At 60.3% G+C, this 18,286-nt stretch carries 15 protein-coding genes and 2 pseudogenes; 15 read left to right on the top strand and 2 right to left on the bottom strand.

The annotated features are described in order from the left end of the window. The first annotated feature begins 145 nt into the window (after positions 1-145). From JCM12178_RS02785 to JCM12178_RS02730, 12 genes and pseudogenes are all read left to right on the top strand, one after another. Complete coding sequence (locus JCM12178_RS02785; protein WP_054648639.1) at positions 146-1,321, top strand: ABC transporter permease subunit; 1,176 nt, start codon at positions 146-148, stop codon at positions 1,319-1,321. After that, a complete protein-coding gene (locus JCM12178_RS02780; RefSeq protein ID WP_054648562.1) occupies positions 1,314-2,105 on the top strand; it encodes an ABC transporter ATP-binding protein in 792 nt (263 codons plus the stop codon). The genes JCM12178_RS02785 and JCM12178_RS02780 overlap by 8 nt, the downstream gene beginning before the upstream one ends. Before the next feature lies 1 nt (position 2,106). Further along, positions 2,107-2,814 (top strand): ABC transporter ATP-binding protein, encoded by a 708-nt coding sequence (locus tag JCM12178_RS02775; protein WP_054648560.1) that lies wholly within the window; start codon positions 2,107-2,109, stop codon positions 2,812-2,814. A 57-nt stretch (positions 2,815-2,871) separates the two neighbouring features. Further along, a pseudogene (gene guaB / locus JCM12178_RS02770) lies at positions 2,872-4,327 on the top strand (IMP dehydrogenase). A 50-nt stretch (positions 4,328-4,377) separates the two neighbouring features. Next, positions 4,378-5,923: pseudogene (gene guaA / locus JCM12178_RS02765) on the top strand (glutamine-hydrolyzing GMP synthase). Between the two features lie 20 nt (positions 5,924-5,943). Then, positions 5,944-6,303: a Sec-independent protein translocase protein TatB gene (tatB, locus tag JCM12178_RS02760; RefSeq protein WP_054648558.1), complete on the top strand. Its 360-nt coding sequence runs from the start codon at positions 5,944-5,946 to the stop codon at positions 6,301-6,303. Further along, entirely contained in the window at positions 6,300-7,481 is a 1,182-nt protein-coding gene (gene tatC / locus JCM12178_RS02755) for a twin-arginine translocase subunit TatC (RefSeq protein WP_083465700.1), read from the top strand. The genes tatB and tatC overlap by 4 nt, the downstream gene beginning before the upstream one ends. 63 nt (positions 7,482-7,544) lie before the next feature. Further along, positions 7,545-8,132, top strand: a complete 588-nt coding sequence (gene hisB / locus JCM12178_RS02750) for an imidazoleglycerol-phosphate dehydratase HisB (RefSeq protein ID WP_054648556.1) — start codon at positions 7,545-7,547, stop codon at positions 8,130-8,132. Positions 8,133-8,301: 169 nt separating this feature from the next. Continuing rightward, a complete protein-coding gene (locus tag JCM12178_RS02745) occupies positions 8,302-8,781 on the top strand; it encodes a DUF4823 domain-containing protein (protein ID WP_245628577.1) in 480 nt (159 codons plus the stop codon). Then, positions 8,778-9,506, top strand: coding sequence for a 1-(5-phosphoribosyl)-5-[(5-phosphoribosylamino)methylideneamino]imidazole-4-carboxamide isomerase (gene hisA / locus JCM12178_RS02740; RefSeq protein ID WP_054648554.1), 729 nt, complete (start codon positions 8,778-8,780; stop codon positions 9,504-9,506). Before JCM12178_RS02745 ends, hisA begins: the two co-directional genes overlap by 4 nt. A 99-nt stretch (positions 9,507-9,605) precedes the next feature. After that, positions 9,606-10,469 (top strand): AraC family transcriptional regulator, encoded by an 864-nt coding sequence (locus tag JCM12178_RS02735; RefSeq protein ID WP_083465699.1) that lies wholly within the window; start codon positions 9,606-9,608, stop codon positions 10,467-10,469. A gap of 23 nt (positions 10,470-10,492) precedes the next feature. After that, entirely contained in the window at positions 10,493-10,978 is a 486-nt protein-coding gene (locus JCM12178_RS02730) for a VOC family protein (protein ID WP_054648550.1), read from the top strand. A gap of 27 nt (positions 10,979-11,005) precedes the next feature. Here JCM12178_RS02730 and JCM12178_RS02725 read toward each other — a convergent pair whose 3' ends face one another. Next, entirely contained in the window at positions 11,006-11,758 is a 753-nt protein-coding gene (locus JCM12178_RS02725) for a glycosyltransferase family 2 protein (protein WP_157054698.1), read from the bottom strand. A gap of 263 nt (positions 11,759-12,021) precedes the next feature. On the opposite strand from JCM12178_RS02725, the gene JCM12178_RS02720 reads away from it, so the two are divergent. Next, complete coding sequence (locus JCM12178_RS02720) at positions 12,022-13,341, top strand: Na+/H+ antiporter NhaC family protein (RefSeq protein WP_054648546.1); 1,320 nt, start codon at positions 12,022-12,024, stop codon at positions 13,339-13,341. Here JCM12178_RS02720 and JCM12178_RS02715 read toward each other — a convergent pair whose 3' ends face one another. Further along, positions 13,342-14,559, bottom strand: coding sequence for an aminopeptidase (locus tag JCM12178_RS02715; protein WP_054648637.1), 1,218 nt, complete (start codon positions 14,557-14,559; stop codon positions 13,342-13,344). A 168-nt stretch (positions 14,560-14,727) separates the two neighbouring features. On the opposite strand from JCM12178_RS02715, the gene JCM12178_RS02710 reads away from it, so the two are divergent. Beyond that, entirely contained in the window at positions 14,728-15,774 is a 1,047-nt protein-coding gene (locus tag JCM12178_RS02710; protein WP_054648544.1) for a glycosyltransferase, read from the top strand. 387 nt (positions 15,775-16,161) lie between these two features. Further along, the gene (locus JCM12178_RS02705) at positions 16,162-18,120 is read left to right on the top strand and encodes a methyl-accepting chemotaxis protein (RefSeq protein ID WP_245628576.1); all 1,959 of its coding nucleotides are present in this window, start codon (positions 16,162-16,164) and stop codon (positions 18,118-18,120) included. The last annotated feature ends 166 nt before the right edge of the window (positions 18,121-18,286 follow it).

The raw sequence follows: 18,286 nt of genomic DNA, 5'->3' as shown, positions 1-18,286 counted from the left end.
GACGCAAGCTATACAAGGAACTATCGTGAGCAACACCGTAATGGATGAAAAGGGAGCGCAGAGCACCCTCAGGTTCATTCTCACGGCCGGATGCGACGGGTATGCCGATTCGCTGAAGCGATCCGTGCTGGTGGCCCTGTGGTTCATGTTTCTGACATTCCCAATAATGGTCATCCGCGTGGATACCATTGAAAACACCATCGACTGGCGCTGGATGAACCTCGCCTTCGTGGGCGTCGGCTCGTTCGTGCTCTCCTTCCTGTGGCGCTGGCTTCTGGAGCGCAAGGAACTCATGAAAGGGCAGGCCGCGCGCGAAAGCGTGGTGGAACGGCTGCTGACACAGGCCAGCACCATCCCGAGCGCACGTTTGGGCCTGCTGGTCGTCGTTGCCGGGATCGCCTTGGCGTTTCCGCACATGGCGGGCATGTATCAGACCAACATCATGATCTCCTGCTTGACCTACATCGCACTCGGCCTCGGGCTGAACATCGTCGTCGGTCTGGCCGGACTGCTCGACCTCGGCTACGTGGCCTTCTACGCGGTGGGCGCTTATGCTTACGCGCTGGCCAACATGCACTGGGGCATCGGGTTCTGGACCATCCTGCCCATCGGCGCGCTGCTCGGCACGCTCTTCGGCATCATGCTCGGTTTCCCGGTCCTGCGCCTTCGCGGCGACTATCTGGCCATCGTGACCCTCGGCTTCGGGGAGATCATCAGGCTGGTGCTGGAAAACTGGGGTGACGTGACCATGGGACCCAGCGGCATCGCGGGCATCGACCGGCCGACCTTCTTCGGCATCGAGTTCGGGGTCATGGATTCCATCAATTACATGTATTACATTATGCTGGCGCTGATAGTGCTGACAATCTTCTGCGTGAACCGGCTGCAGAACTCGCGCATCGGGCGCGCGTGGCTGGCGCTTCGCGAGGATGAGATCGCCTGTCAGGCCATGGGCATCGACAAGACCAAGACCAAGCTGATGGCTTTTGCCCTCGGCGCGACCTGGGCCGGAATGGCCGGGGTGGTCTTTGCTGCCAAAACCACCTTCGTCAACCCGGCAAGCTTCACCTTCTGGGAATCGGCGATCATCCTGTCCGTGGTCGTCATCGGCGGCATGGGCTCCATTCGCGGGGTCATCGCCGGTGCCATCATCCTCATTCTTGTGCCCGAATATCTCCGCGCCTTCTCCGAGTTCCGAATGCTCATCTTCGGGGCCACCATGGTTCTGGTCATGGTCTTCAGGCCGCAGGGGCTCATTCGTGCCAAGCGCAAGGTCTACACTTATGACAAATCGACAGTAGCGGGAGCGGCAAATGAGTGAATCCGTTCTCAACGTCAATGAAATATGCAAGGACTTCGGCGGAATCCGTGCGCTGGACGATGTCAGTCTCAACGTGCGTTCCAAGGAGATCGCCGCGCTGATCGGTCCCAACGGGGCGGGCAAGACGACATTCTTCAACTGCATAACCGGCATTTACACGCCCACAAGCGGCGACGTGCTGGTAAATCCGAAGGACGGCTCGGAAAGGCGCGTCAACGGCATGAAGCCGAACCACGTCACCGAGCTGGGCATGGCCCGCACGTTCCAGAACATCCGGCTGTTCCCGTCCATGACCACGCTGGAAAACGTCATGATCGGCACGCATTGCCGCACCAAGAGCGGCATCTGGGGCGCTATCTCCCGCAACGGCAAGGCCCGGGGCGAAGAGCAGGCCATTATCGAAAAAAGCTACCACCTGCTGGAGCTTGTCGGGCTTGAGCGCTACGCCAACGAGCTGGCCTGCAACCTGCCGTACGGCAAGCAGCGCCGTCTGGAAATCGCACGGGCCATGGCCACCGACCCCTTCCTGCTCCTGCTTGACGAACCGGCAGCGGGCATGAACCCGCAGGAGACTTACGACCTGCAGGAGCTGGTCATCAAGTTGCGAAACGAGTACGGCCTCTCCATCCTGCTCATCGAGCACGACATGAAGATGGTCATGAGCATCTCGGACAGCGTCTTCGTTCTCGATTACGGTCGCCTCATCGCCAGCGGCACGCCAAAGGAAGTGAGCGAGAATCCGACCGTCATCAAGGCGTATCTCGGGGAGGACGAAGATGACTAAAATGCTCGAGCTCAAGAACGTCAACACCTTCTATGGTAACATTCAGGCGCTCTACGATGTCAGTCTGCACATCGACCACAGCGAGATCATCACCTTGATCGGCGCCAACGGCGCGGGCAAGTCCACCACGCTGATGACCATCTGCGGCATGCTGACCCCCAGAACCGGCGACGTCATCTACGAAAACGAGTCCATCCGCGGCCAGAGCGCGGACAAGGTCGTGGCGTCTGGCATCTCGCAGGTTCCCGAAGGACGGCTCATCTTCCCGGAGCTGACCATCAAGGAAAACCTCGACATGGGCGCGTTTCTGAGAACCGACAAAGCCGGGATAGCCCGTGACATGGAGTATTGCTTCGACCTGTTCCCCATTCTGGCAGAGCGCCGGAACCAGCAGGGCGGCAACCTCTCGGGCGGGGAGCAGCAGATGCTCGCCATCGCCCGTGCGCTCATGGCCCGGCCCAGATTGCTGCTGCTGGACGAACCTTCCATGGGTTTGGCGCCTCTTGTTGTGCGACAGATATTCGAGATTATTAAGAAAATTAACAAAGAATCAGGAACGACCATTTTTCTTGTTGAACAGAACGCCAACCTTGCGTTAAAGATCGGCCACCGAGGTTACGTGATGGAAAACGGAAAGATCGTTCTGACAGACTCATGCGAGACGCTTCTTGCGAATGAGGATGTGAAGCGCGCATACCTCGGACTGTAATACGAAGAATGGGCCGAACCGTGAGGTTCGGCCTTAAAACTATCTGGGGAGTATGACATGAGTAAAATTCTGGACAAGGCATTGACCTTTGATGATGTCCTGATGCTTCCGGCCTATTCGGAAGTCCTTCCCGACACTGTTGACGTGTCCACGAGGCTGACCCCCTCAATTACCCTGAACATACCGCTCATCTCGGCGGCCATGGACACCGTCACCGAAGCCCGCATGGCCATTGCCATGGCCCGTCACGGCGGGGCAGGCGTCATCCACAAGAACCTTTCCATCCGCGAACAGGCCCGCGAGGTGGATCGCGTCAAGAAGTCCGAGTCCGGCATGATCCACGATCCCATCACCGTGCACCCCGAGGACACGCTGGGCAAGGTCATGGACATCATGGAAGAGTACCGAATTTCCGGCCTGCCCGTGGTTCGCGGCGAGCACCTCGTGGGCATCGTCACCAACCGCGACATCCGCTTCGTCACCGAGCGCTCCACGCTCGTCTCCGAAGTCATGACCAGCCGAAACCTCGTCACCGTGCCCGAGGGCATTGGCCTTGACGAGGCCAAGCGTCACCTGCACCAGAACCGCATCGAAAAGCTCCTTGTGGTCGACGACGAGAACCGTCTCAAGGGACTCATCACCATCAAGGACATCAACAAGGTCAAGAAGTACCCCATGGCGGTGAAGGATGATCGAGGTCGCCTGCTGGTGGGCGCTGCCGTCGGCGTGGGCAAGGACTGCGAAGCCCGTGCCGAGGCGCTGCTTCGCGCCGGGGCGGACTTCATCGTCCTCGACTCCGCGCACGGCCACTCCAAGAACATTCTCGATTCCGCCAGATGCTTCGTTCCACCTTCCCGGACGTTCAGCTCGTGGGCGGCAACATCGCCACCTACGACGGTGCCAAGGCGCTCTTCGACGCTGGCGTCGATACCGTCAAGGTCGGCATCGGCCCCGGCTCCATCTGCACCACCCGCGTGGTTGCGGGCGTCGGCGTTCCCCAGATCACGGCTGTCATGGAAGCCTCCCGCGCGCAGCCGAATGCGACGGCTGCATCATCGCGGACGGCGGCATCAAGTTCTCCGGCGATATCGTCAAGGCCCTCTCCGTGGGCGCGGATTCCTGCATGATGGGTTCGCTTTTCGCGGGCACCGAGGAGTCCCCCGGCGAAACGGTTCTGTATCAGGGCCGTACCTACAAGACCTATCGCGGCATGGGGTCCATCGACGCCATGAAGCAGGGCAGCTCCGATCGCTACTTCCAGGAAAAATCCAAGAAGCTCGTGCCAGAGGGCATCGTCGGCCGAGTCCCGTACCGCGGGGCGGTGGGCGAATCCATCTACCAGCTCATCGGCGGCGTCCGCTCCGGCATGGGCTACACCGGCAGCGCCTCGCTGGCCGAACTCAGGGAAAAGTCCCAGCTGGTGCAGATTTCTCCGGCCGGACTGCGCGAGTCTCACGTACACGATGTGAGCATAACCAAAGAATCCCCGAACTATCGGGTTGAATCTTCCTAGCCGCGAGGCTATCCTGTTACGTCACCCGCAACGATAACGACGGAAACCATATGTTGAATCAAGACAAAGTCATTATTCTGGACTTCGGGTCCCAGTTCACCCAGCTCATTGCGCGGCGCATCCGCGAGGCTGGCGTATACTCCGAAATCCACCCCTGCAACGTGGACCCCGCCAAGGTGAAGGCCCTCAATCCGCAGGCGCTGATCCTCTCCGGCGGCCCCTCCAGCGTTCTGGAAGGCGGCTGCCTGATCTGGCCCCGGAATATCTTGAATGGGGCCTGCCCACGCTGGGCATCTGCTACGGCATGCAGCTTCTGGCGCACAAGCTGGGCGGCAAGGTTGTGGCGTCCACGGACCGGGAATACGGAAGGGCCCAGTTCGAGGCCATGAACGACTGCCCGCTGTTTGAGGGCATCGACGGCACGGACAACCTGACCGTCTGGATGTCTCACGGCGACCGTGTGGAAGCGATTCCCCCGGACTTCACCCGGATGGGAAAGACCGAGTCCATCGAGTTCGCGGCCATGGGCAACAACGAAAAGAAAATCTACGCGCTGCAGTTCCACCCCGAGGTGGCCCACACCGAAGAGGGCGCACAGATCATCCAGAACTTCCTGTTCAAGGTGGCCGATCTGAAGCCTCGTGGTCCATGGCCTCCTTCGTGGATACCTGCGTGGAAGACCTCAAGAAGCAGGTTGGCGACGCCAAGGTCGTGCTCGGCCTCTCCGGCGGAATCGACTCCACCGTGGCCGCCGTATTGCTGCACAAGGCCATCGGCAAGAACCTGCACTGCATCTTCGTGGATAACGGCCTGCTCAGGATGGGCGAACGTCAGGAAGTCATCGGCTTCCTTGAGGAACACTTCGACCTGAACGTCAAGGTCGTGGACGCTGCCGACGAATTCCTCGGCAAGCTGCACGGCGTCGAGGATCCCGAGCAGAAGCGCAAGATCATCGGCTACACCTTCATCGACGTGTTCGATCGTGAAGCCAAGGCCATCGAAGGCGTGGAGTTCCTCGGTCAGGGAACGCTGTATCCCGACGTGATCGAGTCCGAATCCTTCAAGGGACCCTCGGCGGTCATCAAGAGCCACCACAACGTGGGTGGCCTGCCCGAAAAGATGAACCTCAAGCTGGTGGAGCCGCTCCGCGAGCTGTTCAAGGACGAAGTGCGCCGCGCCGCGTACGAGCTGGGCATGCCGGATCACATCATCTGGCGGCACCCGTTCCCCGGCCCGGGCCTGTCCATACGCGTCATCGGTGAAATCACCGAGGAGCGGCTGGAAATCCTGCGCCTTGCAGACCGCATCGTGCAGAACGAGCTGCTGGCCTCGGACTGGTACCGCAAGGTCTGGCAGGGGTTTGCAGTGCTGTTGCCGCTCAAGACCGTCGGTGTCATGGGCGATGACCGCACCTACGAGCACGTTATCGCGCTGCGCGTCGTTGACAGCATCGACGCCATGACCGCAGACTGGAGCCGTCTGCCGAGCGAACTGCTGGCGCGTATCTCCAATCGCATCATCAACGAGGTCAAGGGCGTCAACCGCGTCGTCCTCGACATCTCCTCCAAGCCCCCGAGCACCATCGAGTGGGAATAGGAAAGGCAAGGATATAGACCATGTTCGGAATCGGCGGACCGGAACTGATTATCATACTCGTGGTGGCCCTGCTCGTTATCGGGCCGCAGAAGCTCCCCCAGATGCTCAAGGGTCTGGGCAAGGGCGTTGCCGAGTTCAAGCGCATGGGCAACGACGTCAAGAGCACGCTGGACATGGAAGTGGAGCGCGCCGAGAGCGAAGCCCGCAAGAAGGAAGTGGACGCTGAGTTGGCCAAACGGAAAAAGGCCAACGAAGAGGCGTCCAATGAGCAGGCTGCTGCCGAGCAGACTTCCACTGAGGACGATTCCGCGTCGTCCGAGCCGAAGGCCGAAACTGCCGAAGCCGGGACTTCTGAAGACGGGAGCAAGGAAAAGGCATGAGCGCCGACAAGGACGAACGCACCCCGGATTCCGGTGTGACGCCCGAAGACGAAAAGAACAATCCGGAGGCCTCTGAGGAGGCCTCCGGTCTTGTCGTTTCCGAGGGCGAGGAGCAGGACGGCGAAGAGAAAGACGCCGAAGCTGCTGACCCGGATGAGGACCCCAGCCTCGACGAGAGCGAGGAGGAAGACGACGAGGCCGAACTCGGCGGGCACATGTCCTTGCTGGATCACCTCGGCGAACTGCGCCAGCGTCTTGTACGCTGCGTGCTGGCTGTCATCGTGGGCATGCTGGTCTGTTACAGCTTTGCCGAGCGCATGTTCGACATCCTCATGAAGCCCATGAAGGAAGTCCTGCGTGATGTGGCCCAGAAACACATGGTGCTCCCCGCCGACTTCTTTCAAAACCTGAAGGAAGGCCTTGCCCAGTCGCTTCAGGGCACGGATTTCAAGTATTTCGACAAGCTGGACGTGTTCGTTCAGGCCATGCAGGACTCCATGAGCACGGTCATGGTCGGCGGCCATTTCCAGTACACGTATCCGGCCGAGGCGTTCTTCTCGCACATCAAGATCGCTATCGTCGCGGGCATATTCCTCATGAGCCCGTACCTGTTCGCGCAGATTTGGGGCTTTATCGCTCCGGGGCTGTATTCGCACGAACGCAAATACGTGATCCCCATGGCCGTGATCTCGGCCATGTTCTTCGTCGGCGGCGGCATGTTCGGCTATTTCGTTGTCTTCCCGTTCGGGTTCGACTTCTTTGCCAGTTTTGCCAACAGCGAGATCGCGTTTACGCCCAAACTCAATGAATATTTGAGCTTCTGTCTGAAGCTCCTTTTTGCGTTCGGTATCGTCTTCGAGTTGCCGCTGTTCATCCTTTTCCTTGCGCGAATGGGTCTTGTGACCTCGCGCGGGCTTAGGAAAAAACAGAAGTACGCCGTGCTCCTCTCGTTTGTGGCGGCTTCCATTCTCACGCCACCGGACCCGTTTACCCAGTGCCTCATGGCGGGACCGCTCATTTTGCTGTATGAGTTGGGGATATGGGTCGCTTACATCTTCGGCAAGAACGAGAAGCGGCACCAGCGTGAAATCGAGCAGGAGTCCGACGAGGACGAAGCCTCTCAGGGCCAGACCGCATCGGACGAAGAGGAAAGCAAGGCCGAAGAGTCCGCAACCTAGCGGTAAACCGGGACTTTGCTTTTCTAGAGATTTTTTATACAGTCCCCTCAAAAGGGAGGAGCCGTGAACAAGCGCGAAGCGTCCATGGAACGCAAGACCAAGGAGACCGACATCCGCCTGAAGCTGAATGTGGACGGCGAGGGCCGTACCGCCATCAACACCGGCGTGGGGTTTGCCGACCACATGCTGGACCTGATGAGCTTCTGGGGCGGGTTTGACCTTGAGCTTTCCTGCAAGGGGGATCTGGAAATCGATTCCCACCACACCCTTGAGGATGTGGCGCTCTGTCTCGGTCAGGCTTTGGCCGACGCGCTCGGTTCCCGCGAGGGCATCAACCGCGTCGGGGCCGCAAAGGTGCCCATGGATGAGGCGCTGGCCGAAGTTGTCGTGGACATCTCCGGCCGCCCGTATCTCGTCTACGACGATTCCCTGTTGCCTGCCATCATCGCGGGCGACGAGAAGGACGTCTGGCGCGAGTTCTTCAAGTCACTGGCGTTTCGCGCAGGCATGAACCTCCACATCAAGTACGAATACGGCCAGAACGGCCATCATCTTCTCGAAGCCGCCTTCAAGGCGCTCGGCATGGCGCTTGGCCATGCAGTCACCGTGGGACGCAAGGGCGTCTCCAGCACCAAGGGGAGTCTGGATTAATGAGAATGCTCACCCGCACCCTGTTCATCGTCGGCCTGCTCGCGGCACTGGTTCTTTCGGCCGGTTGCGGCAAAAAGGCCCCGAACGTGGAACGGCCCACCGGCAAGCTCGCCGTGGCGACGTTTACCAACCCGTTTACACGTGGGAACTGCTCGCCGGATACATCCCGGTGGAGGAGGGCAAACGCGTTTCCAAGGAAGTGCTCACCAAGCTTGACGCCACCCTCGCCTCCGCGTTGGCGGAGCACGGCGTCACCGACTATACGCCCGCCAGCGTCACCCGCCAGTGCCAGGAAATCGTGGTCATGGAGCAGAACAACATTCCGCGCATGTCCGCATGGAAGTACTGGAAGGGCGTGGGCGAGTGCATGGAAGCCGACTACCTGCTCGTGCCGCAACTGCTGCACTGGGAGGAGCGCGTCGGCAGTTCCGGAGGCGTGGTCAAGCCCGCGTCCGTGGTGCTCGACCTGTTCCTGATCAGCATCAAGGACGGCAGCCTGATCCGCGCGCACTTTGACGAAACCCAGGTGGCCCTGTCCGACAACCTGCTGACCATCGACAAGTTCGTGGACCGCGGCGGCAAGTGGGTCACTGCCGAACGGCTGGCCGCAGACGGCATCAAGGAAAAGCTTTTGGAACTCGGATTATGATTCTCTTTCCCGCAGTGGATATCAAGGACGGCCAGTGCGTCCGGCTGGCGCAGGGCAAGGAAGACGAAGTCACCGTCTTCGGCAAGGACCCCGTGGCCATGGCCAGGCATTGGCAGTCGCTCGGCTGCCGCTTCCTGCACGTGGTCGATCTTGACGGTGCCTTTTCCGGCCTGCCGCGCAATTTCGACCTCATCAAGGACATCTGTTCCGAACTGGACATTCCGGTCCAGCTCGGCGGCGGCATCCGCGACATCGCAACGGCAGAAAAATATGTTGAGGCGGGCGTCGAGCGCCTGATCATCGGCACCATGGCCCTTGAGGAACCCGAGCTTTTTGCCGAACTGTGCAAGGCGCTTCCGGGCCGCATCGGGGTGTCGCTTGATGCGGTGGACAACCAGCTCAAGACCAAGGGCTGGGTCGAGGATTCGGGCCAGACCATCTTCGACGTGCTCCCGCGCATGGAGGAAAACGGCGTCGCCTTTATCGTCTACACCGACATCGCCCGCGACGGCATGCAGACCGGCGTGAACCTCGAGGCGCTGGAAAAGCTCTGCGAAGCCACCACCATTCCGGTCATCGCCGCTGGCGGCGTGCATACCATGGACGACATCCGTAATCTGCATCCTCTCTGCGCCAAAGGGCTTGAAGGAGCCATCTCCGGTCGGGCCATCTACACCGGCACGCTGGACGTCAAGGAAGCCGAAGAGTGGATCGCCGAGCACTAACCGCTGCCTGACTCAGACTTTCAAGGCCGTCGGATTCATCCGGCGGCCTTTTTCATGCATAAGCTTGCGGCTTCGCCGTCAGGAATATAGAAACGGAAAATGGCAACGAGTATTCATGCGCAGTCAAAACAGACGATTCGGTACGACGTCTTCGCTCCATCACCAGAGCTGAAGGAATCGGTCGTCTGTTTCTGGACGGTTGGCGCGGGCAACGGCAGGCGGAGCTCCCGCATCAGGGTCGTTCCAGACGGCTGCATGGACATCATCTTCGACTTTACTGGCGGGCTTGCGCCGCTCGGGATGCACGGTCTGGAGCAGTTGCGCCCCAAGGCCTTCGTGGCCGGTGTTTCCATGGCCCCGGAGGTCGTCGGGTTCGCCGGAGTCCCACGCGTGGTGGGCGCTCGACTGCGACCGGGGCGCGCGGCTGACGTTCTCGGTATTCCGGCGTGCGAGAGCGCAGGATGCAGCGTCGATCTTACCGATATCCTGCCCGGTGTTGCCGCCCGCGCCATGAGCTACGCAGGAGAGTGTGGCTCTGCTGAGGACATGGTGGCAGCCGTGGAGCGAGTTCTTGCGGAATGTGTGGCGAGGCATGACCAGCACCGCGGCACTGCGGCTGTTGAGTATGCGGTTCGGATGCTGGCCTCCGGGCATGTTCACGATATCGACCAGTTGGCCGCATCCATGGGTATGAGCGCACGCCATCTGGAGCGGCTCATGGCCGTGCACGCCGGGCTCTCACCCAAAAAGATGCACCGGGCCTTGCGGCTGGTGCGGGTCATACGCCTTCTGAACCGGTTCCCCGAAATGCCGCTGGTGCGTCTGGCCCACGCTCTCGGTTTCAACGATCAGCCGCACTTCAACCGCGAATTCAGAGCGCTTTGCAACGTCTCGCCCGGAGAATGGCTCGCGGAGCAGCGCGATGTCGCATATTTACAATACTGTCCGGCCGATCTTTCCTAGTGTTTGCGAAAAAGGAGATACACATGAAGATTTCGTTTGAAGGCCCGGCCGTGTTTGTGAGCGACATGGGCGTGTCGAGACAGTTTTATGAGGACGTTCTGGGCCAGAAGGTTCAGGCCGACGATGGCCCGCATGTGCTGTACGAGGGCGGTTTCTCGCTCTGGCAGGCCGATCATGCGGTCGAGATTATCCACGAAGGCCGCGGTTCCCGACCGGAGCGGCTGGGGCAGGAAAACTATGAACTGTACTTTGAGTGCGCTGAACTGGATGCCTGCTGGGAACGCGTGGACGCGAGCTGGGATGCGGCGATTCACCCGGTGCGTGTTCACCCGTGGGGACAGCGGGGCTTTCGCGTGTATGACCCGGACGGGCATATTATCGAGGTGGCCGAACCGCTGCCGCTGGTCGTCAAGAGAATGCTCGGCGAAGGGGTGAGCGCGGAAGAGGTTTCCAAGCAGACGGGTTTCCCTCTCGATTATATTCAGGCAGTGGAGCGCGGCGAGGCGTGATTTCAGGCGGCCCGGAAGGGCCGCTTTCTAGTCTCCCCAGTATCCGTCTTCCTCGACGCGAACGTATTTCTGGAAAGCGTAGTATGCCCCGGTGACTGCGTTGATGAACCCGGCGCGACCGTCGAGCAGGCCGAGCTTGAAGACGTAGAGTTTCAGGAAGCGGCCCGCGCCGTGAGTGATGGCCGGGAACACGCCGCCCTTGCGGCCTTTGCCGCGCAGGTGCTCTGCGCCCTGTTCCGCGTAGTAGTCGATCTTCTGCAGGTGCTCGGAGAAGTTGCGGTAGCTGTAGTGCAGGATGTCTCCATCCAGCCGTCCGCTCGGCCCGAGGGGATACCAGCCGTAGTGGGGGCCATGGGTGCGAAGCTCTGCCCCGTCCTTGCGAAAGAGCCGCAACTGATAGTCCGGGTACCAGCCGGAGTGGCGCATGAAACGGTCGAAGTACCATGTGGAGCGCGCGGCCTCGAACGCGACCTTGCCGCCGGGATCGGCGATGGCCTGTTGCACGCTGCGACGAAGGGTATCATCGAATATCTCGTCCTGATCCAGATTGACGATCCAGCCGTCGTCGATGTTCTCCAGTGCATAGCGGAACTGGTCCACCGGGCCGGGCCACGGGTTTACAAGCACCCGTGCGCCGCATTGCTCGGCGATCTCCACGGTGCGGTCCGTGCTCTCGGAATCCACCACCAGAATTTCGTCACAGAAGTCCATCGAGCGCAGGCAGCGCTCCAGCAGCCGCTCGCCATTGAGCGTCAACACCAGTCCGGTCGTTTTCGTCATGCGGATACCCCTTCAAAGCGTCGGGGCATCCTATACTTTTCCTTCGCTTGGGTAAATGGTGTATCGCGGTGCGGGAAAGCGCCGCATCGTGCAGAAAAGGGCGGAAAGCGCATGATGAGGGCCGTCCGGTGCCGCAGGGCAGGTCCAAACGGAGATTATATCCGCAGAGCGGGGCATCGCGGGCTGGACCGGGCCGCGCGGATGCCATACACCACTTCTGGGCATCAGCCCGCGAACGCGACGATATACAAGGACATATACCCATGAAACAACGTGAACCCAGAGCTCTGGCCCTTGCTCCCCTCGCTCTTTTCCTGACAATCTTCATTGGAACCGGTGTTGCGCTGACCGCCGGTGGCACCGAGATGGCCTTCTATCAACTCTCCGCCACCGTGGCGATCCTGCCCGCCATCGTGTGGGCGCTGGCCATGGGCCGCGACAAGCTCTCCGACAAGATCAACATTTTCATACGCGGCATGGGCGATTCCAACATCGTGACCATGTGCGTCATCTACCTGCTGGCAGGGGCCTTTGCTGCCACGGCAAAGGCCATCGGCGGCGTGGATGCCACCGTGCACCTCGGCCTGTCCATTATTCCCGCGTCCATGGTGCTGCCCGGCCTGTTCGTGGTGGCCGCGTTCATCGCCACGGCCATGGGTACCTCCATGGGCACCATTGCCGCCATCGCGCCCATTGCCGTGGGCGTTGCCGAAAGCTCCGACCTCGGTCCCGCCCTGCTGGTGGGCACCGTGGTGGCCGGGGCCATGTTCGGCGACAACCTCTCCATGATCTCGGATACCACCATCGCCGCCACCCGCACGCAGGGGTGCGCCATGGCCGACAAGTTCAAGATGAATTTCAAGCTCGCGCTCCCGGCCGCGCTGGCCACCATGGCCCTGCTCTTCACGCTCGGCGCTTCCGGCACCGTGCAGAGCGGCGGCGAGTACAGCCTGCTCAAGGTCCTGCCGTACGTGGCCATTCTGGTCATGGCCGTCTCGGGCATCAACGTGTTCGTGGTGCTGGCATCGGGCATCGCGCTCTGCGGTGTTGTGGGCTTCATCACGGTGGCTGACTTCTCGCTGCTGGCCTTCTCGCAGGACATCTACAAAGGGTTTCAGGGGATGCAGGAAATCCTCGTGCTCTCGCTGCTCATTGGCGGCCTTGGGGAACTCATCCGCTACCACGGCGGCATCGACTGGGTCATCCGGGCCATTCAGCGCCTTGCAACCCGCGACGGCAAGCCGGGGCAGCGTTCCGGTGAAGTCTCCATCAGCGCGCTGGCTGCCGTGGCCGACCTTTGCACCGCCAACAACACCGTTGCCATCATCCTTACAGGCGGCATGGCCAAGGAAATAGCCGAGGAGAGCGGGGTGGACCCGCGTCGCAGCGCATCGCTGCTGGACGTGTTTTCCTGTGTGGTGCAGGGCCTGATTCCCTACGGCGCGCAGATTCTGCTTGCAGGCTCTATCGCCGGACTCTCGCCCGTGGCCGTGGTGGGCAACATGTACTACTGCTTCGCGCTGGCGGTCATGGGCGTCATCGGCATTGTGCTCGGGTTTCCAAAGGCTCCCAAGGCGCGCTAGCTAGTATCTGAACTCGCCGTTTTCGTAGATGAGCACGGGCTCGCCCGTACGCGTGGCTGCGGTCACGCGTTTGGATTCGGTGTTCACGAGGTCCCAGTGGATGTTTGACGAGTTGAAGCCGAGGGTGGCTTCCAGCTCCGGGGTCAGGGCCTCCGGCGGCCCGTCGAAGCATTCCGCCGTGGCCCCGCCAAGGGCGATGTGGCAGTTGCCGTGTTCGCCGCCGAAGTTCTCGTCCAGCAGGGTGTGGGCCATGAAGGTGTCAACGCGGGAGAGCCGCTTGTCCGTGAGGGAGAACTCTCCGACACGACGCGCCCCGGCGTCTGCGTAAAGCTCGCGCTGTAGGAAGGTCTCGCCCATGAGGGCGGTAACGCGCGTGGTGATGCCGTCGTGAAATTCCAGCGTGGTGCCGTGCACCAGATGGCCGGAACGCACGCTCGGCTGATTGGCGAAAAAGACCCCGTCCACGCCCCGGCAGTCGGGCGCCACGTACATTTCGCAGCCCGGCACGTTGCTTCCGGTAAAGCCCACGAACCGGCGGTGCTCGCCGAGCACGAGGCGCAGGTCGATGTTTTCCGACTCCACGCGCAGGGACTTGATGTTCAGGGAGTACAGCCAGTCGGAGAGCTCCTGATGCCGCTTCCTGATCCGTTTCCATTCCTTGATGGGCGATGGCATGTTCAGCCAGCAGGCCCGCTTGAACTGGCGTGCGTATTCTTCAAGGTCCAGCCCGGCCGCGTCCGCCAGTGCCTTGGTGGGGTAGATGCAGGTTGTCCAGCCGAGCGCGCCGGACTTCTTGCGGCGTTCCAGCACCGCCTTGGGCACGGCTTCGGCCTTGCGCGCCTCGGCCATGACGAGCGGGTCGGCGGCAAGCAGGTGGTCGAGCGCTTCCGGGGCGAGGATGTTGATGCCTGCCGAAGCCTGCGCGTACAGTTCTTCGAATCCCGGCGGCTGGAAGGTCAGTTGTGCGAAGCTGGAGTTCAGGTACTTTTCCACTTCCATGATCGGCGTGGGCCGCATCAGCGGAACGGGGCGCAGGTGCTTGTCCGTGAGCAAGGAGTAAAGGGATTCGCACAGGGCTAGCCCGTCGTGGTCGAAGTTGATGAGCACGATGTCGCCGTTCTTGAACGGCTTTGCGCGGGACTGTTCCACGGCCCAGAGTAGGACTTCTGCATAATCCTCAAGCTCCTGCCGGGTGAAGAGCGTTGTTTTTTCGGTCATGGAAAGAAGCTTACTCGCGACGGGGCCCGGGAGCAAGGCTGGTGCTCCGGTCCGAATGGCTTTTGTCCTGTTGCGTCTGGCCGGTTTCTTGCCCTGCTCCGGCTTCTGTGTCAGATTGGGCCGTCGCTTCCGCCCGGAGCGAGTATATTCAACCTGTACCGAGTCGCTATGAACATCGCATTCGTGAATTCCACCCACAAGTGGGGCGGGGTCAAGACGTGGGTCCTCGGCTTTGCCGAGCAGCTCGCCCTGCGCGGGCACAGTGTCGCCGTTTGGGGCCGTCAGCCCGCATTTGTTGAAAAGGCGCGGGAGCGTGTCGGGCACGGCGAGTCCGTGAGCTTCGGACCGGATTTCAACCCCGTGGCTGTTCTCCGGTTCATGTGGGAATTCCGGTCCCGCAGGGTTCAGGTTGTGATCATCAACGTGGGCAAGGACCTGACCACGGCCGGAGTGGCGGCAAAGCTGCTCGGCATCCCGGTGGTCCAGCGCATCGGCCTGCCCAGAGATATCCCCTACACCAAAAAGGTGGACAGGCTGCATAACTGGATCAAGCCCGTTTTTCTTTGCCCCTGCGAGTACATTCGGGATGGGTTTGTGAAGAGCCTGCCGTATGTGACGCGGGAACAGACCAAGGTCGTCCTTTCCGGGAAGACTTGTAGCTCGCACCCGCTCGGTCTCAATCGACCGCTTCGGTTTGTCTGCTCTTCGCAGCTCAATCACGACAAGGGGCACAAGGATGTCCTCAACGCCATGGCGGAGCTTGAGGGCCGGTTCGAGTGCCGAATTCTTGGAACAGGCAAGATCGAACAGGAACTCAAAGACCTGTCCGCAAATCTCGGGCTGAACGACAGGGTCGAGTGGACGGGGTTTACCACGGATGTCCCCGGCCATCTGAGGGAGTGTGACGTTTTTCTGCTTCCCTCATATAGCGAGGGGCTACCCAACACGCTTCTTGAGGCCATGGCCGAAGGACTTATTCCCGTCGCGCGCGATGTTGGCGGCGTGCGCGAAGTCTGGCCGGACGAGCTGGCCGAGTTTCTTCTTCATCCCAAGGCTGGTGCCGAGGAGTTCCGGGCTGCGCTGGAAAAGCTCTTGAACCTGCCGGACGAGCAAATCCTTGCGCTCAAGGAGCATGCGAGGAGCGCATGTCGCAACCGCTTTGAGTTGCAGGGAAGGGCGGAAGAACTGGAACAGTGGCTGGCCTTGATCGCCTAGACAATATGGTCTGATATCCGGTTCTGGCATTTTAACGCAAAAGCGCCCCGCCTCGGCGGGGCGCTTTTACGTGCTTTAATCCCTCTAGAGTTTGCACCGCTAATCGGTGCTGTGAATGCCACGCGGTATGTTTGCAATGCGGGCATCCAGCTTGCGCCCCCATGTCTTCTTGATAGTTGGTTTGAGTATATAGATTGCAATAATCGAACCATGAAACAGGTTATAATTCGACTTTCAAATACGTTGTATGGTTATAATTAGCCCCGAAAGTCTTTACAACCGTGCTCTTTTTTATCGTATGTTAGATACCATTGAATGCTACTATCGACACGGTTCATAAGGCACGGGTTGCCGGGAGGTACAATGAGGCTTTCCACTAAGTTAACGATGGGATTCGGAAGTGTGCTGGTGCTGCTTCTGCTGCTGGCAGGAGTATCCTACTGGGCGCTTGATGAGTCATCGCAAGGGTTCACGGATTACCGGGGGCTCGCGCGCGACACCAATCTCAGCGGTCGGCTGCAGGCAAACATGCTCATGGTGCGCATGAGCGTGAAGGACTTTATCATCACCGGCAGCGAAGAGGACATCAAGGCGTATGAGACCAATTATGCCGACATGGACTCCTTCATGGACAAGGCCCAGAAGGAGATTGCCAACCCAAAAAGAGCGGCGCTCATCGATGCTGCCGACAAGCGCGTCAAGGATTACAGCGCCGCGTTTGACGAGGTCCGGGAGCTGAGGGAGAAGCGAAACGGTCTTGTGAACGGGGTGCTCAATGCGAGCGGTCCGGCAATGGAGAAGCGGCTTACCGAGATACTGAATTCGGCCGAACGCGACGGCGATATGGGCGCGGCATACCTTGGCGGTCTTGCGCTCAGGAATCTTCTGCTGGCCCGGCTGTATGTTGCCAAGTTTCTTGAAACGAACGAGCAGGCGGCAGCCGACAGGGTTCAGGATGAAGTGACCGCGCTGGAAAACAACCTTTCGGCGCTGGATTCGAGTCTTACGAATCCGGAGCGTCGCGGGCTGCTTGAGGAAGTGCAGGAGTTGAAGGGCGAATATATCACCGCGTTCGATTCCGTGGTCGGGGTCATAAAGCAGCGCAACGGCATAATCAGCGACAGGCTCGACAGGCTTGGTCCCGAGATCGCGCAGGACATGGAACAGGTCAAGCTGTCGGTGATGGAAGACCAGAACACGCTTGGTCCCAGACTGCAGGCGGCCAATAGTCGGGCCATCATGCTGGCAGGAATCATCAGTCTTGCGGCGCTGCTTATCGGCACAGCGACCGCGACAATCATCATACGCGCCTGCAGCAACCAACTCGGGGAAGATCCCGCGGTGATCGCGGCCATTGCCGATCAGGTTGCCGAGGGCGATCTGGACATGCACTTCGATGAGAATGCCCGCGGCGTGTATGCGTCCATGAAGAAGATGGCAGAGCAACTCACCGCTGTTGTCACGGATGTTCGCGAAGGCTCCACAAATGTGGCCAGCGGCAGCTCGCAGCTTTCCGCCACGGCGCAGGCACTCTCTCAGGGCGCGACCGAACAGGCAGCCTCCATTGAAGAGGTCTCCTCCAGCGTTGAAGAGATGGCAGGCAATATTAAGCAGAATACGGAAAATGCGGAGCAGACCGAACAGATAGCCCTGCAGTCGGCAATAGAGGCCAAGCAAAGTGGTGAAGCCGTTGTCGAGGCGGTGGGTGCCATGAAGAATATTGCCGAAAAGATCGCAATTATCGAGGAAATCGCGCGGCAGACCAACCTGCTGGCCTTGAACGCGGCCATTGAGGCCGCACGGGCTGGAACGCATGGCAAGGGGTTCGCCGTGGTTGCCGCCGAGGTCAGAAAGCTGGCAGAGCGGAGCGGTGAAGCCGCTGGCGAGATCAGCGAACTGTCAACCACCACGGTGGACGCTGCGGAAAAGGCCGGGAGCATGCTCCAGAGCCTTGTTCCGAACATTCAGAAGACGGCGGAGCTGGTACAGGGCATCACGGCGGCCAGCAATGAGCAGAACAGCGGGGCGGAACAGATCACCATGGCAATAAGCCAGCTTGATACCGTAATTCAGCAGAACGCCTCCGCAGCCGAAGAGATGGCCTCGACCAGCGAGGAACTCTCCGGCCAGAGTTCCAAGCTTGAGGAGACCATGTCCTTCTTCCACGTCAACGGGCATGGCAATGGAAACGGCAACGGTTCGCGACGGCCCCGAATCGCATCGGTGACAAGCGGCAGGAGCGCGGCAGCCCTCCCTGAAGGCGAACCCGAGTCTTCTCGTTCCGTGAGTTCTGGACTGGAGCTGGATATGGGTTCCGATACCGATCAGGATTTCGAGCGGTTCTAATCACCTCGATGTCCGGGCCTTTGGCCCGGAGCCTCCCCAACCGGCCCGGAACGCCGCAGTCGTTCCGGGCCTTATCTATTTAAGCATGGAAAGTGAAAGCGGTGGACTTGTTCTGTGTGCCAAGCCCTGTGCATCAAGCTCGATTCCGCAATGTAGGCTGCGCATT

Origin of the sequence: Salidesulfovibrio brasiliensis JCM 12178 (assembly GCF_001311825.1) — a bacterium.
Classification (GTDB): Bacteria; Desulfobacterota; Desulfovibrionia; order Desulfovibrionales; family Desulfovibrionaceae; genus Pseudodesulfovibrio; species Pseudodesulfovibrio brasiliensis.
This window is presented reverse-complemented; position numbering and strand designations above follow the sequence as displayed.

What these genes read in the sequence shown, in the direction of transcription:
- JCM12178_RS02785 (WP_054648639.1), top strand. Translation starts at nt 146, where the DNA reads ATGTTTCTGACATTCCCAATAATGGTCATCCGCGTGGATACCATTGAA.
- JCM12178_RS02780 (WP_054648562.1), top strand. Translation starts at nt 1,314, where the DNA reads ATGAGTGAATCCGTTCTCAACGTCAATGAAATATGCAAGGACTTCGGC.
- JCM12178_RS02775 (WP_054648560.1), top strand. Translation starts at nt 2,107, where the DNA reads ATGCTCGAGCTCAAGAACGTCAACACCTTCTATGGTAACATTCAGGCG.
- tatB (WP_054648558.1), top strand. Translation starts at nt 5,944, where the DNA reads ATGTTCGGAATCGGCGGACCGGAACTGATTATCATACTCGTGGTGGCC.
- tatC (WP_083465700.1), top strand. Translation starts at nt 6,300, where the DNA reads ATGAGCGCCGACAAGGACGAACGCACCCCGGATTCCGGTGTGACGCCC.
- hisA (WP_054648554.1), top strand. Translation starts at nt 8,778, where the DNA reads ATGATTCTCTTTCCCGCAGTGGATATCAAGGACGGCCAGTGCGTCCGG.
- JCM12178_RS02735 (WP_083465699.1), top strand. Translation starts at nt 9,606, where the DNA reads ATGGCAACGAGTATTCATGCGCAGTCAAAACAGACGATTCGGTACGAC.
- JCM12178_RS02730 (WP_054648550.1), top strand. Translation starts at nt 10,493, where the DNA reads ATGAAGATTTCGTTTGAAGGCCCGGCCGTGTTTGTGAGCGACATGGGC.
- JCM12178_RS02725 (WP_157054698.1), bottom strand. Translation starts at nt 11,758, where the DNA reads ATGACGAAAACGACCGGACTGGTGTTGACGCTCAATGGCGAGCGGCTG.
- JCM12178_RS02720 (WP_054648546.1), top strand. Translation starts at nt 12,022, where the DNA reads ATGAAACAACGTGAACCCAGAGCTCTGGCCCTTGCTCCCCTCGCTCTT.
- JCM12178_RS02715 (WP_054648637.1), bottom strand. Translation starts at nt 14,559, where the DNA reads ATGACCGAAAAAACAACGCTCTTCACCCGGCAGGAGCTTGAGGATTAT.
- JCM12178_RS02710 (WP_054648544.1), top strand. Translation starts at nt 14,728, where the DNA reads ATGAACATCGCATTCGTGAATTCCACCCACAAGTGGGGCGGGGTCAAG.
- JCM12178_RS02705 (WP_245628576.1), top strand. Translation starts at nt 16,162, where the DNA reads ATGGGATTCGGAAGTGTGCTGGTGCTGCTTCTGCTGCTGGCAGGAGTA.